Origin of the sequence: Mumia sp. Pv4-285 (assembly GCF_041320275.1) — a bacterium.
GTDB classification, from domain to species: domain Bacteria; phylum Actinomycetota; class Actinomycetes; order Propionibacteriales; family Nocardioidaceae; genus Mumia; species Mumia qirimensis.
In genome coordinates this window covers 1384543-1398062 of sequence record NZ_CP162023.1, presented here as the reverse complement: position 1 = coordinate 1398062, position 13520 = coordinate 1384543, and the positions used below count along the sequence as shown (strand labels likewise).

The following is a 13520-nucleotide window of genomic DNA, read 5'->3' as shown; positions in this document are numbered from 1 at the left end:
CTCCGCTCCGGGGTGCCCGCGAAGGCGTACTGCTGGCGCGCTACAGACCGAGGTCCTTGCTCGATGTCGTGGCGAGGGCTTCGAGGGGCCGGATGTAGCGGGTGACGAGGACGGAGATGTCCTTGTGCCGCGTCTGCGCGGCGATCCGGTCGAGCGGGACACCAGCGAGTGCCGCGGTGGTGGCGTGTCCGGCGCGCATCGAGTGGGCGGTGATCCGGGTTCCGTCGAGGCCGGCCGCTTCGGCCCGTGCGCGGAGCATCCGGGCGGGGACGTGTCCGGTGAGCGGCTGGAGGCTGACGGTGCTGCTCCAGATGCGAGTGAACACCGGGCCGGGAGCTGCTCCCCTGATCTCGCGCCAGGCGTTGAGTGCCGCGACAGGGTCGGTGGCGGCATGCTGGCCGTGGGCGACACCGACCACCTCGCCGTGGCCCTCGGGGTCGGTCTTGGATCGCCGAATGTGGAGCATGAGGCCGGCGGGCTTGTCCTCGACGTCGGCGAGGGTTAGGGCGACGAGTTCGGAGCGGCGGAGTGCGGAGGCGTAGCCGAGAAGGATGATGGCGGCATCACGGATGCCGATCGGCGCGGTGCGGTCGATGCCGTCGACGATCTGGCGGATCTCGCCGACGGTCAGGGGTCGCGCCAGGCGCCGGGGTGCGGAGCCGTAAGTGCGGCGCAGGCCGCGACGCACCTGGTGGACGGCGAGGGCGTCGGTGGGATTGTGCAGGTCGCACGTGCGGTGGACATGGCGGATCACCGTGCAGATGAGATCGAGGGTGCCCATCGCGCGCCCGGCAGCGGCCTGTTCGGTCAGGTACGCGCACACTGCGAGCGGATCGCTCGGCAGGACCGCGACGCCCCGGCTGGAGCACCAGCGCTCCCAGCGGCTCCAGACCCCCGCGTAGACGCGGCGGGTGGACTCTGTGCGGGCCGCAGCGATCGCGGCGGCGATCCGCTCGCCGTCGGTGTCGGTCAGGCCCTGCGGCATGATGCCGACGGTGTCGATGGGGAGGACAAGGGCGGAGGCGGACGCCGGCATCGCGGCGCTCATCATCGTGGTCATGACCCTGTCGTAGCGGCGTCCATGCCAGCTCCGCCCACCGGCCGGACGTCTCACCACTGCTCACCGCGGTGGTTCGTCAGAAAAGACTGACTTTGTGATGACCGAGTCAAGTTAGAAAGCTTTCAGGCTCGGTTCCCCAGAGGGAACCGAGCCTGAATCTTGTAGCGGGGGCAGGATTTGAACCTGCGACCTCTGGGTTATGAGCCCAGCGAGCTACCGAGCTGCTCCACCCCGCGTCGGTAGGTACGACACTACCGGACGCCCGTTCAAGACCCAAACCCGGGTGAACGCGGCCGAGCGGCCCTGAACGGGCCGCAATTCGAAACGCCGACGTCATCGGGCTGGTCTAACGTGCGAGACATGAGCACTCTGCGCCGCACCACGATCGTCACCGCCGCGGCGTGCCTCGCCCTCGCGGGAGGCACCGTCGCGGTCGCCGCCAGCCCCGTCACGGGCCTCCACCCCACGCCGGGCGGCACGTGGGCCGGCGACCCCTACTTCCCTGCGCTCGGCGCCACGGGCTACGACGCGCTCACCTACCACCTCGACCTCGACTACGAGCCCGTCGACGCGAGTAGCGGCACGCTCGACGCCACGTCCACGATGACGTTCCGCGCCACCAAGACGCTGTCGTCGTTCAACCTCGACCTGCGCGGCCTCGAGGTCTCCTCGGTGCGCGTCAACGGGCTGCGCGCGACGTTCACGCACGTCGACGGCGAGCTCATCGTCACGCCGCGCCTGCCGTTGCTGGCGCGCCTCCCCGTGGTCGTCACCGTCGAGTACGGCGGGACGACCGGCCGCCCGCGCGACATCGAGGACTCCCTGTACGGGTGGGTGTCCACCGCAGACGGCGCGATGGTCGTCAACGAGCCCGACGGTGCTCCGACGTGGTTCCCGGTCAACGACGACCCCAATGACAAGGCCATCTACACCTTCCGCATCACGGTGCCGGAGGGCAAGACCGCGGTCGCGAACGGTCTCCCGATCGGCCAGCCGAGGACGCGCGACGGCAAGACGACCTTCCGCTGGTTCGAGCCGAGCCCGATGGCGAGCTACCTCACGACCGCCTCGATCGGTGACTTCGACATCACGACGACCAGGACGGAGGACGGGCTCCCGATCATCGACGCGATCGACCGCGACGTGACCGCGGCGAACCGGACGACGAGCGAGGCGTCGCTCGCCAAGCAGGCCGACATGATCGCGTTCTTCAGCGAGCACTTCGGCCCGTACCCGTTCACGTCGGCCGGCGCGATCGTCGACGACGACACGGTCGGCTATGCGCTCGAGACGCAGTCGCGGGCGGTCTACTCGCGGGTCGCGTCCGAGGGCACGGTCGCGCACGAGATCGCGCACCAGTGGTACGGCAACACCGTCTCGCCCCACCGCTGGGCCGACATCTGGCTCAACGAGGGGTTCGCGACGTACGCCGCGTGGATGTGGGGCGAGCACACAGGCGGCCAGACCGTCGAGGCCCGCGCGGCGGCCGTGTACGCCACCCCGGCGACCTCGCCGTTCTGGTCGACGGTGGTCGCCGACCCGGGCGCCACGGGGCTCTTCGCGTCCGCGGTCTACAGCCGCGGCGCGCTCACGCTGCACGAGCTCCAGCAGGAGATCGGCGAGGACGACTTTGCGGCGCTGCTGAAGGCGTGGCCGAAGGAGCGCCGAAACGCGACCGGGTCGACGAGCGACTTCATCGCTCTGGCCGAGCGCATCTCCGGCCAGGACCTGGGCGCCTTCTTCGACGCATGGGTCTACACCGGGACGAAGCCGACCACCTGGTGATCGATCACCTGCGCCGCAAGCGCCCGCAAGCGCCGCGGACGCCACGGGATCGGTCGTGAACGGCGTCCACGCGTGACGAGACCGTGCGGCGCACACGTTCAGGGTGGTTCGTCCGGTCTGATCGTCACGTGCGTGGCGTCAAGGTATGGCGTCTGAGGTGGTGGAGCGCGGTCACGTCGCCGACCTCGGCCTCGTGCTCCGGCGCCGTGGTGGCCGTGGTGGCCGTGGTGGCCGCCGAGCGAATGTCCGCCGTCACGGCCTGCGGGCCGGCCACGGTGGGGCCCTTCGGCCGCACGCCGTCTCTGACGGTCCCGAGCTCGCGAAGGTAGTCGGAGAGGCGTCGCCGATTCAGCCGTTCACGGTCGTCGATCTCACGCTTCGAGGCGCCGAACCGCCTCATGAAGACGAACCCGCCGGCACCGTCGACGGTGATCCCCAGCCGTCCGGCATGGGCGTTCATGTGACACGACCGGCACAGGCCGACAAGGTTCTCGAAGTCGGTCGGCCCACCATCCCGGCGCCACCACGACACGTGGTGGATGTCGGCGATCCGATGACGACAACCCGGATTCGCACAGTGCCCACGCTGCCGCGCGCGCACCGCTTCGCGCTGCTTAGCCGTCGCCAACCGCCGTGTCCGCCCCACGTTCAGCACGGCCGCAAACGGCGTCGGCCCACCGGTCACCCCATCCGTCAACACCTCGGTATGGTCCCCGGTACAAGCCAGATATCCATACAGGTCACGACCGATCGACCCGAAGCCTTCCAGCTCCGGCGGCGCGGCACCGGGCTGTTGGGCCAGCCAGTCCGCATCAACCGTCACGTGCACCTGCGGCCGCAACCGACGATCGGACGGGACCCCACCCGCGGCGGCCACATCCAACAACTCGCTCAGCGCATCCGCACGACGTTGTGCCGCCGTCCGCCGATCCTTGCGACCGCCGCGGTCGGCGTCGTCCGTGGCCTCGCATTCGCCTTGCGATCGCGGTGACGACGCTGCGATCAGAAACGACCGCAGCCGGGCACCTAGCTCGACATCGAGGAACCCCGTCAGATGGAAACCCTCACCGGCACGAGCGAGCTTGATGTCACGCTTGTCCATCCCGTCTTCCCACGCCTTGACCGCCCGCTCTGGCCGGACCAGCTGATCGACACGGTCGATCGCCTTCCGCAGATCCGCCGGCGGTGCCTGCTTCGCCAACGGCAGCAGCACGCCCTCGGTCGCATCCACCAGCACCTCGTGATCGATCCGCCGCAGCGCCCCGGTGAACGCCGCCAGATGATCCAACCGGATCTCCCCGGCAGCCATCGCCGCACCAACGCCCGGCAACATCCGCATCGTGCGACCTGCCGCCCGGAGCCGAGCAGTCGTCCTGTCATCCAGGCGGAGCTCACGCCGTGCCCACGCCACCGCCGACGGGGCGCCGTCATCGGAATACGCGGCGGTCTCGTCAAGCTGATCCAGCAGCTGTGCTCGCCAGCCCTCCAGAAGGTCGGCCATCTCCTGGGCCGTCCGCAACGCCGCACGCGCCTGCACGCCGTCAGCCAGCGCGACCGGCATCTCAAGGGCACCCTCGAGAGCGGCCTTCGCCATCGCGACCCGGCTTGAATCGAACATATGTTCATTGTCCTCGGCGCCGCCGACACTCACCAGAAGGCCGACGCCGACTGTGGACGACGACAACCGTCCACAGCCGAACCCAACCTGACCCACGCGCAGGATGGTGGGTGTCTCGATCGCTTCGCGCCCCGACCAGCGGGGTAGGGCCGCGCCTCGACCAGCGGAGTGGGGCCGCGCCTCGACCCAGCCGGCTCAGAGGGGCGTGAGGCCGGTGACCTTCCACGCCCCGTCGACCTTCTCGGCATCGACGGCGAGCTGCGCCGCGGACACGCTCGCCTCCTTGTCCGTCGCGCGTTGAGACGACTGGTCGAGGAAGACGAGCAGCTCGGCCGAGTCGTCGGTCAGCGTCTTGACCGCAGCGACCTGCACCTGTGCGGTGAGGGTCAGCTGCTGCCCGGGCGCCCGCTCCTGAAGCGACGCGAAGAGCTTGTCGTACTCGGTGCGCGCGTCGCCCGCGAGCACCGCGTCAGCGGCCTGCTCGGTCGGCGTCGGGTCGGCGTAGTCGTACGACAGCACGCTGACGAGCGCCTGCGACACCTCCGACTGCACGGCGGCGGTCGCCTCCTCGTCGACGACGGCGAGGTTCTGGGCCGCGTCGGCGGAGCGGATGTCGTACGCCGTCCAGAGTCCGACCACGCCCACGGCGAGCATGATCGCGGACAGGATCAGGACGAGATGCTGTCGTGCGGATGCGAGGAGCGGCTTCACGGTGCTCATGAGATGTTCACCGCGACCTGCTCGAGGCTCTCGAGGAGCCACTCGCCGTCGACCTTCACGAGGTCCGACGTGAAGCGGTTGCGTTTGAGCGACGGCACCTCGTCGGGCTTGGCGTCGTCCTTCACGGTGACCTCGACCGACGCCACGACGGTGGCGGTCTCCTCGTCGACCGAGAACACAGCGGCGTCCACGACCTTGCCGGTCGAGACCTTCTTCTGGTCGGCCAGGAGCTGCCGCTCCTCGTCACCGACCTGGGCGAGCTGGTCGTGGAGGGTGCCGGTGGTGACGTCCTGCCAGGCGTCGAGCCCTTCGTCGACCTTGCGGTAGTCGAGGGTGTTCATCGTCTCGATGTTCTGCGTCGCGGCGATGAGGACCTCGTCACGGGTCTCGGCGAGGCTCAGCTGCTCGTCGCTCGCCGCACGCCACCAGAGGAGGGCACCGACCACGAGCACGAGCGCGGCGACGGCCGGCACGGCGTACCGTCTCCATCGCGGCGGCGCAGGACTGGGCTCGGGCGTCTCTTCGACATCGTGTTCCGCCTCGTCGGCGCTCTCGACCTGGTCGATCATTCGTTCCCTCCCAGCAGGTCCCCGAGCGTGTCGGGGACCGTCACCCTAGCCGCCGCAGGGCTCTTGCCGGCGGACTTCGGCAGGGCGTTCGGTCCGCGGACGTTCGTGCCGGACGACGGGCGTACGGCGCAGCGGGCCTTGGTGTTGAACGGCTTGCCCGGCGTCGTCACCGTGCCGGGCCGCATCGTGGTGCCTCCGTAGCCGGCTGTGCACGGCAGCGGGTCGAAGAACGTCGTGGCCAGACCGAGGTTCATGCCCTTCGACCCGTTGACCGCCCAGCCGACGCTGATCGCCTCGGGCACGCGGACGAGCGCGTCCTCGACGCCGCCCGCGTTGGTGCCGAACACCTGCGCGGTCGACACGAGGTTGCTCATGAGCACGCCGAGCGGCTGCCCGACCTGGCCGATCAGCTGGTGGACCTCGCGGGCGGCGGCCGGTGAGCTCGCGATCAGCGTGCGCAGGTCGCCGTCGGTGTCGGCCATCGTCTCCGCGAGCAGGCTGAGGTCGGCGCTGTACGACTTGATGCTCTCGGCCGCCTCCTGCTGCGTCTGCAGGACGGTGCTCGAGTTCTTGATGAGCGCCTCGGAGACGAGGAAGTTGCGGTCGGCGACCTCGTGGAACTCCAGGGACGTGTCGACGAGTCGACGCAGCGGGAGGTTCGCACCCTGCGAGAGGTCGTAGCTCTCGTCGATGACGGTGTTGAGAGAGTCCTCGGGCACCGACGCCGTGAAGTCGCGCGCAGTCTCGAGCAGCACGTCGATGGCCTGCGGGATCGCTTCGTCCCCTCCGCTCAGCTGGTCGCCGTCGGCAAGGACCTGGTCGGTGCCGGACGTGCCACGGAGGTCGACGTACTGCTCACCGATCGTCGAGCGGTTCGCGACCTGCACGGTCACGTCGGCGGGGATGTCGGGTGCGTCCGAGTCGATCCGGAGGACCGCCTCGACGCCGCCGGCGGGAGCGTTGGTGAGCGTCTCGATCCGCCCCACGGGCACGCCGAGGTACGTGACCTCACCGTTCTCGAAGATGCCGCCGGTCTCGGGGAGCGACACGGTCACGTGGTAGTCGGAGCTGAACGGGTCGATGCCGACGTACTTCCCCGCGATGTACGTCGTACCGACGAGGGCGACCACGACGAACGCAGCGAGCTGGGTCTTCGTACGGCTGGTGAGCATCAGTCGTCACCCTCCTTCGGCGCGGCGGAGTCGTCCGACGTCGGTGACGGGTCGTTCGGGGTGGGAGCCGGGTCCGTCGACGGCGCGGGGCTCGTCGGCGGGTCCGTGGGGCTCGAGGTAGGCGCGTCGGACGGCGACGGCGTCGCGGGGACGGGGATCGTCTGCTGCGGCGCGCCCGGGGTCGGCGAGCTGGTCGGCGGGAGCAGCGTCGGTGGCGCCTCGGGCACCCCTCGCTCGTCCGGCTGGCCCTCGGCAGGCGTCGGCGCCCCGAGCAGACCACCGGGTACGCCGACGCCGGAGGCCGCGCCCACCTGCGGCCAGGGGCAGCTCGTCGTGGTGCAGCCGGACGGCAGCGTGCGGAAGTTCGTCGTGACGAACACGTTGAGGTAGTCGCCCTTGATCGCGCCGAGCACCGAGTCGGGGAACGGGTACGTCAGGAGGATCTCGAGCGAGTTCGGGAGGTCGGAGCCGGCCTTCGCGAGCTGCGTGAGGATCGGCTCGAGCAGCTTGAAGTCGGCGACGATGTCTTCCTGCGCCTTGTCGAGGGTGTCCACGGTGACCTCGGACAGCTTGTCGAGCGACTGGAGCATCGCCACGAGGTCCTCACGCTGGTCGACGAGCACCTCCATGCCGGGGCTGAGGTCGTCGAGCGCGTTCGCGATCTTGTCCTTGTCGGCGTTCAGCGTGGTGGACAGCGCGGCGAGGCCGTCGATCGCGTCGGTGATCGCGCCCTTGCGCTTGTCGAGCGCGGTGACGAACGTGTTCATCTCCTGGAGGAACGCCTTGATCTCCTCCGGGCGGCCGTCGCTGACCTGCTGGAGCTCGCGCGAGATCTCCTGGAACTGCCCGATGCCACCGCCGTTGAGCACCATGGACAGCGCACCGAGGACCTGCTCGACCTGGGCCGCCTGCGAGGTGGACGCGAGTGGGATCGCGTCGCCGTCCGACACGGGCGTGCCGGCAGCGGGCTTGGCGGGGCGTACGAGCGCGACGTACTTCTCGCCCAGCAGCGACGTCTGCTGCAGGCGCGCCGTCGTCCCCGCGGGGAGGGCGGTCGCACCGTTGACGACGAGCTCGACCTTGGCGCTCTTGCCGTCGGGGTTGAGCTCGATCTTGGAGACCCGGCCGACGTCGACGTTGTCGACCTTGACACTGGACTGCGGGACCAGGTCGAGGACGTCCTCGAAGTCGGCGGTGATGGTCATCGGGTCCGAGCCGACATCGGCCCCGCCGGGCAGCGGCGCCTCGTACACACCGCCGCTCAGCGCTCCGCACCCGGACAGCGTGAGGACACCCGCTGCGGCAAGGACGATCAGGGATCTCGATCGCTTCGCGCCTCGATCAGCGGGAGATCGCTTCGCGTGAACCACCGCTGGTCGAGGCGACGGAGTCGATCGAGACCACACTCCCCTCATCGGTCCTCCCCCAGCCCGGGCAGCAGCACCGGAGGTGCAGCGTCCGAGGTCTGCGCGTCCAGCCCGTTGGTCGACCACAGCGACACCTCGTTGAGGTTGCCGCGGCCGTCGACGGTGTTGGTCTGCACGTTGTACGCCTTGAGGAAGTTCTGGAGGGCGAGCGGGATGGTGCGCACGGCCTCGTCGAGCGACTTGCGCTGGTTCACGAGCACCTGGGTCGGTCCCTTGAGGTTGTCGACGCTGGTCTTGAGGTTGTCGCGGTTGTCCTTGATGAAGTCGTCGAGGATCACCATGGCGTCGCCGAGGTTCTTGACGGCCTCGGCCATCTGCTCGCGGTCCTCGGCGAGGTAGTCGCTGACGGAGGCGAACTGCCGGTTGACGTCGGCGACGCTCTGGTCGTTCTCGACCAGCATGTCGTTGAACGACTTGAGGTTGGCGATCGTCGCGAACAGGTCCTCGTCGCTGTTCGACAGCGTGCCGGTGGCCTTGCCGAACTCGCTGATCATCGTGTTGAGGTCGGCGCCCTGACCGTCGAGGTTCTCGGCGGCGACGTCCAGGAGCCGCGACAAGGCACCGTTCTTGTTGGCGCCGTCGGGCCCGAGCTGCTGGCCGACGTCGTTGAGGCTCGCGTACAGGTCGTCGATCTCGACCGGCACTGCCGTCTTCTTGATGACGGCGCCCGACTCGAGCGCCTCGCCGCCGGTGTACGGTTCGGTGAGCTGGACGTAGCGGTCGCTCACCAGCGTCGGTGCGACGATGACGGCCGCTGTGTCGGCGGCGACGCTCTGGCCACGGTCGAGCGTCATCGTGACGCGGACCTTCCCGTCCTCGGGCTCGACGGCGGTGACGGTGCCGACCGGGACGCCGAGCACCTGCACGTCCGACCCGGGATACAGACCGACGGTGGAGTCGAACAGCGCCGTCACGTCCGTCCCGCCGGCGGCGAGCACCCGGTCGCTGGCGAAGCCGGAGAGTCCGAGCGCGGCGATGACGACGGCACCGATCGCCCACTGCTTGGCGTTGATCCTCATCGGGCGGCCTCCTTCGGGTCGCAGTCCCGGACCACGTCGTTCTCGAGCACGGGTCGCTGCTGCTCGTCGAAGAGCCCGCACAGGTACGAGTCGACCCAGCGGCCGTTGCCCATCGCGGAGGCGATCATCCGGTAGTACGGGCCGATCTTCTGCAGCGCCGCCGTCAGGTTGTCCTGGTTGCGCTGGAGGATCTCGGTGACCTTGTCGAGCTCGGCGAGCGCCGGCTTGAGCTGCTTCTCGTTGTCGGTGACGAGACCCTGGAGCTGCGTGCCGAGTGCCGCGGTGCCGTCGAGCATCACCTTGACGGCCTTGCGGCGGGTCTCGAGCTCACCGAGCAGCGCGCTGCCGTCCTCGATGATCTTCGCGAACTCCTCGTTGCGCTGCTCGAGCGTGCCGGTGACGCTGGCCGTCGACGCGAACAGGTCGGCGAGCTCCTCGTCGCGGCTCGAGATCGTGCGAGAGAGAGCCGTGAGACCGGTGACCATCCCCTGCACTGACTCCGGCGTGTCCTTGAACGCCCCGGACAGAGCGTCGAAGCTCTCCTCGAGCTGCTCGGTGTCGATCGTGTCGATCGTGGTCGAGAGGTCGGAGAACGCGGCGTTGACGTCGTACGGGGTGGTCGTGTTCTCGACGGGGATCGCGTCGTCGAGGGTCTCGCGGCCCGCGGGGGCCAGCGCGAGGTACTTCTGGCCGAGCATCGTCTTGACCTTCACGGCGGCGGTCGTCTCGCTGCCGAGCTCGACGCCCTTGATCCGGAACTTCACGACGACCGTGTCTCTCTCGAGCGAGATCTCGGTGACCTCCCCGACCTTCACACCGGCGACGCGGACCTCGTTGCCCTCCTTGAGCCCGCCGGCCTCCGCGAAGTGCGCCACCTGCACGTCACCACCGCCGATCACCGGCAGCGCCTGCGCGTTGAAGGTGAGGAGGAAGACGAGTGCCGCGGCGAGCATCCCGACGATCGCGATGACGACCTTGTTGCGCTCGGCGAAGGACGTGGGATAGCGACGGACCTTGCGCGACATCAGCGGCACCTCCCCGCGACCGGCTTCACGCCGAGGTCGCCCATGTAGCCCTCGGGCAGCGGGATCCTGCCCTCGATCGAGCAGACGTAGAAGTTGAGCCACGACCCGTACGACGCCAGGCGTCCGATCTTGTCGAGCTTGACCGGGAGGGTCTTGAGGAAGTCGTCCAGCACGGGGCCTGCCTCGGAGAGGTTGGTCGAGAGCTCCTGCAGCGAGCCGATCGAGTCGTCGAGCGGCGGCCGCGTCTCTTCGAGGAGACCGGCGACGCTCGTGGTGAGGTTGCCGAGGCCGACGACGGTGTCGCCGATGACCTCACGGTCCTCGGCCAGCCCGCTGACGAGCTTCTGCAGCGTGATGAGCGTGGTGTCGAGCTGCGTGGAGCGGTCGTCGACGACCGTCAGCACCTCGTTGAGGTTGGTGATGAGCTGGCCGATCACCTCGTCGCGCTCTGCGAGCGTGGAGGCCAGGTCGGCGGTGCTCGACAGGAGCCCGTCGACGGTGGCGCCCTCGCCCTGGAACACGGCGACGATCTGCTCGCTGAGCCGGTTGACGTCCTTCGGGTCGAGCATCCGGAACAGCGGCTGGAACCCGTTGAACAGCATCGTCAGGTCCAGCGCCGGTCGCGTGTCGTCGAGGGTGAACGTGTGGCCGGCGGGGAGGCCGACGCCACCGGGCGTCTCGGAGGGCGACAACGAGATGTACCGCTGCCCGACGAGGTTGCGGAACCTCAGCTCGGCCCGCGCGCCCGACGTGAGGCGTACGTCGTCGGTGACGCTGAAGGTCACCTCGGCGACGCTGTCGTCGGTCACGGTGATGTCGTGGACGGTGCCGACCTTCACGCCTGCCATCCGTACGTCGTCGCCCTTGTTGAGGCTCGTCGCGTCGGAGAACAGTGCGGTGAACCGGCGGCCGTCGTCGCCCGTGGTGTTGCGGATGGTGCCGGCGAGCGCGACGGTCGCCAGGACCGTCACCACCGTGAAGACGATGCTCTTGATCAGGGTGGAGGTCATCGCACGACCACCGTCGCGTTGCGGAGGGCGGGCCCGACGAGGAGGCTGCTCCACTCCGGGTAGTCGGACGGGGATGCGCCGTCCTGTGCGGCGAGGATCTCGCTGATCAGCGTGTTCTCGGCGGGCGAGTTGGCCTCGCCGAGCCCGGCGCCGGCGGCCATCTGCTGTGCGAGGCGGCTGGTCGGCGGCGCTGGGATGGTCGGCGGCTGGTCGGCGTCACCGCCCGCGGTCCGGGCGGGCTTCGTCCCCGTCTGGCCGTTCACGTACGGGCAGCGCGGCGCACCACCGTCGCGGTAGGTGACCTTGTCCTTGCCGGGGACGTACTTGCCGCGGCCCTCCACGACGTTGAGCACGACGTGCATGCCCGGCTCGTCGGTCCCCTTGCCGAGCACCCTGTCCATCTCGGGGATGAACGAGCGCACCGCCTTGAACAGGCACGGGAACTGCGTGGCGTACGGCGCGGTGGCGGAGAGCGCCTTCCGGCTCTCCTCCGAGAGGACGACGATCGTGTCCTGGTTGTCCTCGAGCCAGCCGGTGGAGGTGTCGGCGCCGGCGATCACGTTGGCGTACACCTCGCCGAGCTCGGTGCGCTGGTCGACGAGGGTGTCGGCCGTGGTCGTCATCGTGTCGAGCGCGTTGAGCAGGTCGGGCACGGCTTCGTCGTACTCCATGGCGACGTTGCCGAGCGCCTCGAAGTCGTCGGCCATCTGCGGCACGAGCGGGTTCATCTTGGTCAGGTAGTCGCCCCAGGCCGACATCGACGCACCGATGTCGTCCCCCTCGCCGCGCAGCATCGTGGACAGCTCGCCGAGCGTCGCCGAGAGCTTGTCGGGCTGGATGGACTGGAGCACCGGGAGCAGCTCGTCGAAGACCTGCTCGAGCTCGACGGCCTCGGCCGACGAGTCCTGGTGGATGGTGTCTCCCCCGGACAGCCCGCTCGCAGGCACGTCCGCCGGGACGACGAGCGAGACGTAGCGCTCGCCGAACAACGTCTTCGGCAGCAGCCGCGCGGTCGTCGTCGGCGGGAGCCGGTCGGCGGTGTCGGGATCGAGCGCGAGGGTCAGGACAGCGCCGTCGTCGGCGGCCTCGATCGTCGTGACCGTGCCGACGGGCACGCCGTCGAGCTTCACGTCGGAGCCCGTCTGCAGCGCGTTGCCGATCGTGCCGGTGGTGAGCCGGATGTCGGTGCTGTCGGCGAACGCCTTGTTGTACATGAGCAGTGCTCCTGCGAGGAACGCGGCGACGACCAGGAGGTAGCCGACACCGATCAGGCTGTCGAGGACGCGCGTGGACCTCATCCGGCGATCCTCACCGTGGTCGTGGTGCCCCACATCGCCATCGACAGCACGAGGTCGAGCACGGCGACGGTGACGATACTGGTGCGGACCGAGCGGCCGACAGCAGTGCCGACGCCGGCCGGGCCGCCGCTCGCGGTGTAGCCGAGGCGGCAGTGGATGAGGATGATGAGCACGCTGAAGATCAGCACCTTCCCGAACGACAGAAGGATGTCGATCCCCGGGAGGAACAGGTGGAAGTAGTGGTCGTACGTGCCCGCTGACTGCCCTCGGAAGAAGACGGTGACGATCCGGGCGCCGGCGTACGACGTGAGCAGGCCGATCACGTAGAGCGGGATGATCGCGATGAACCCGGCGATGACGCGCGTGGTCACCAGGAACGGGATCGCACCGATGCCCATCACCTGGAGGGCGTCGATCTCCTCGCTGATCCGCATCGCGCCGAGCTGCGCGGTGAAGCCGGCGCCGACGGTGGCCGACATCGCGAGGGCGGCGACGAGAGGAGCGATCTCGCGGGTGTTGAAGTACGCGGAGATGAAGCCGTTGAGCGTCGCCGTGCCGATCTGGTCGAGCGCGGCGTAGCCCTGCATGCCGACGACCGTGCCGACGAAGAGGCTCATGCCGACCATCACACCGACGGTGCCGCCGATGACCGCGAGGGCGCCGGAGCCGAAGCTGACCTCGGACAGCAGCTTGAGGACCTCCTTCGGATAGCGGCGCAGCGCCATCGGGATCGCGAGGATCACCTGTGCGTAGAAGCGCAGGTCCTGCCCGATCCCGGCCAACCGGTCCACGCCCTTCGACGCCACCTTCGCTGGTC

The 13520-nt window shown here is 69.2% G+C and carries 12 protein-coding genes and 1 tRNA gene; 1 reads left to right on the top strand and 12 read right to left on the bottom strand.

What is annotated here, in order from left to right; all coding sequences use genetic code 11:
• Positions 1–40: 40 nt before the first annotated feature.
• Both AB3M34_RS06655 and AB3M34_RS06650 read right to left on the bottom strand, forming a co-directional pair.
• Complete coding sequence (locus AB3M34_RS06655; RefSeq protein ID WP_370618397.1) at positions 41–1060, bottom strand: site-specific integrase; 1020 nt, start codon at positions 1058–1060, stop codon at positions 41–43.
• A 162-nt stretch (positions 1061–1222) separates the two neighbouring features.
• Positions 1223–1296: transfer RNA gene (locus AB3M34_RS06650), tRNA-Met, on the bottom strand.
• Positions 1297–1420: 124 nt separating this feature from the next.
• Between AB3M34_RS06650 and AB3M34_RS06645 the strand changes: the two genes are divergently transcribed.
• Positions 1421–2845, top strand: coding sequence for a M1 family metallopeptidase (locus AB3M34_RS06645; RefSeq protein WP_370618396.1), 1425 nt, complete (start codon positions 1421–1423; stop codon positions 2843–2845).
• Between the two features lie 124 nt (positions 2846–2969).
• Here AB3M34_RS06645 and AB3M34_RS06640 read toward each other — a convergent pair whose 3' ends face one another.
• From AB3M34_RS06640 to AB3M34_RS06595, 10 genes are all read right to left on the bottom strand, one after another.
• Positions 2970–4559 carry an HNH endonuclease gene (locus AB3M34_RS06640; RefSeq protein ID WP_370618394.1) on the bottom strand — a complete coding sequence of 530 codons (1590 nt, stop codon included), beginning with the start codon at positions 4557–4559 and terminating at the stop codon, positions 2970–2972.
• Positions 4560–4658: 99 nt separating this feature from the next.
• On the bottom strand, positions 4659–5183 hold the full coding sequence (locus AB3M34_RS06635) for a hypothetical protein (protein ID WP_370618392.1): 525 nt from the start codon (positions 5181–5183) through the stop codon (positions 4659–4661).
• On the bottom strand, positions 5180–5752 hold the full coding sequence (locus tag AB3M34_RS06630) for a hypothetical protein (protein WP_370618390.1): 573 nt from the start codon (positions 5750–5752) through the stop codon (positions 5180–5182). Before AB3M34_RS06630 ends, AB3M34_RS06635 begins: the two co-directional genes overlap by 4 nt.
• Positions 5749–6924, bottom strand: coding sequence for an MlaD family protein (locus AB3M34_RS06625; RefSeq protein ID WP_370618388.1), 1176 nt, complete (start codon positions 6922–6924; stop codon positions 5749–5751). The genes AB3M34_RS06630 and AB3M34_RS06625 overlap by 4 nt, the downstream gene beginning before the upstream one ends.
• On the bottom strand, positions 6924–8339 hold the full coding sequence (locus AB3M34_RS06620) for an MCE family protein (RefSeq protein ID WP_370618387.1): 1416 nt from the start codon (positions 8337–8339) through the stop codon (positions 6924–6926). Before AB3M34_RS06620 ends, AB3M34_RS06625 begins: the two co-directional genes overlap by 1 nt.
• Positions 8336–9370, bottom strand: coding sequence for an MCE family protein (locus AB3M34_RS06615; protein ID WP_370618385.1), 1035 nt, complete (start codon positions 9368–9370; stop codon positions 8336–8338). Before AB3M34_RS06615 ends, AB3M34_RS06620 begins: the two co-directional genes overlap by 4 nt.
• On the bottom strand, positions 9367–10395 hold the full coding sequence (locus AB3M34_RS06610; RefSeq protein WP_370618384.1) for an MCE family protein: 1029 nt from the start codon (positions 10393–10395) through the stop codon (positions 9367–9369). The genes AB3M34_RS06615 and AB3M34_RS06610 overlap by 4 nt, the downstream gene beginning before the upstream one ends.
• Positions 10395–11405 carry an MCE family protein gene (locus tag AB3M34_RS06605; protein WP_370618382.1) on the bottom strand — a complete coding sequence of 337 codons (1011 nt, stop codon included), beginning with the start codon at positions 11403–11405 and terminating at the stop codon, positions 10395–10397. The genes AB3M34_RS06610 and AB3M34_RS06605 overlap by 1 nt, the downstream gene beginning before the upstream one ends.
• Positions 11402–12703, bottom strand: coding sequence for an MCE family protein (locus AB3M34_RS06600; RefSeq protein ID WP_370618381.1), 1302 nt, complete (start codon positions 12701–12703; stop codon positions 11402–11404). The genes AB3M34_RS06605 and AB3M34_RS06600 overlap by 4 nt, the downstream gene beginning before the upstream one ends.
• A complete protein-coding gene (locus AB3M34_RS06595; protein WP_370618379.1) occupies positions 12700–13494 on the bottom strand; it encodes an MlaE family ABC transporter permease in 795 nt (264 codons plus the stop codon). The genes AB3M34_RS06600 and AB3M34_RS06595 overlap by 4 nt, the downstream gene beginning before the upstream one ends.
• Positions 13495–13520 lie beyond the last annotated feature (26 nt).

Coding starts and splice junctions, on each gene's coding strand:
- AB3M34_RS06610 (WP_370618384.1), bottom strand. CDS start 10,395: ATGTCGCGCAAGGTCCGTCGCTATCCCACGTCCTTCGCCGAGCGCAAC.
- AB3M34_RS06615 (WP_370618385.1), bottom strand. CDS start 9,370: ATGAGGATCAACGCCAAGCAGTGGGCGATCGGTGCCGTCGTCATCGCC.
- AB3M34_RS06655 (WP_370618397.1), bottom strand. CDS start 1,060: ATGACCACGATGATGAGCGCCGCGATGCCGGCGTCCGCCTCCGCCCTT.
- AB3M34_RS06645 (WP_370618396.1), top strand. CDS start 1,421: ATGAGCACTCTGCGCCGCACCACGATCGTCACCGCCGCGGCGTGCCTC.
- AB3M34_RS06620 (WP_370618387.1), bottom strand. CDS start 8,339: ATGAGGGGAGTGTGGTCTCGATCGACTCCGTCGCCTCGACCAGCGGTG.
- AB3M34_RS06605 (WP_370618382.1), bottom strand. CDS start 11,405: ATGACCTCCACCCTGATCAAGAGCATCGTCTTCACGGTGGTGACGGTC.
- AB3M34_RS06625 (WP_370618388.1), bottom strand. CDS start 6,924: ATGCTCACCAGCCGTACGAAGACCCAGCTCGCTGCGTTCGTCGTGGTC.
- AB3M34_RS06635 (WP_370618392.1), bottom strand. CDS start 5,183: ATGAGCACCGTGAAGCCGCTCCTCGCATCCGCACGACAGCATCTCGTC.
- AB3M34_RS06600 (WP_370618381.1), bottom strand. CDS start 12,703: ATGAGGTCCACGCGCGTCCTCGACAGCCTGATCGGTGTCGGCTACCTC.
- AB3M34_RS06630 (WP_370618390.1), bottom strand. CDS start 5,752: ATGATCGACCAGGTCGAGAGCGCCGACGAGGCGGAACACGATGTCGAA.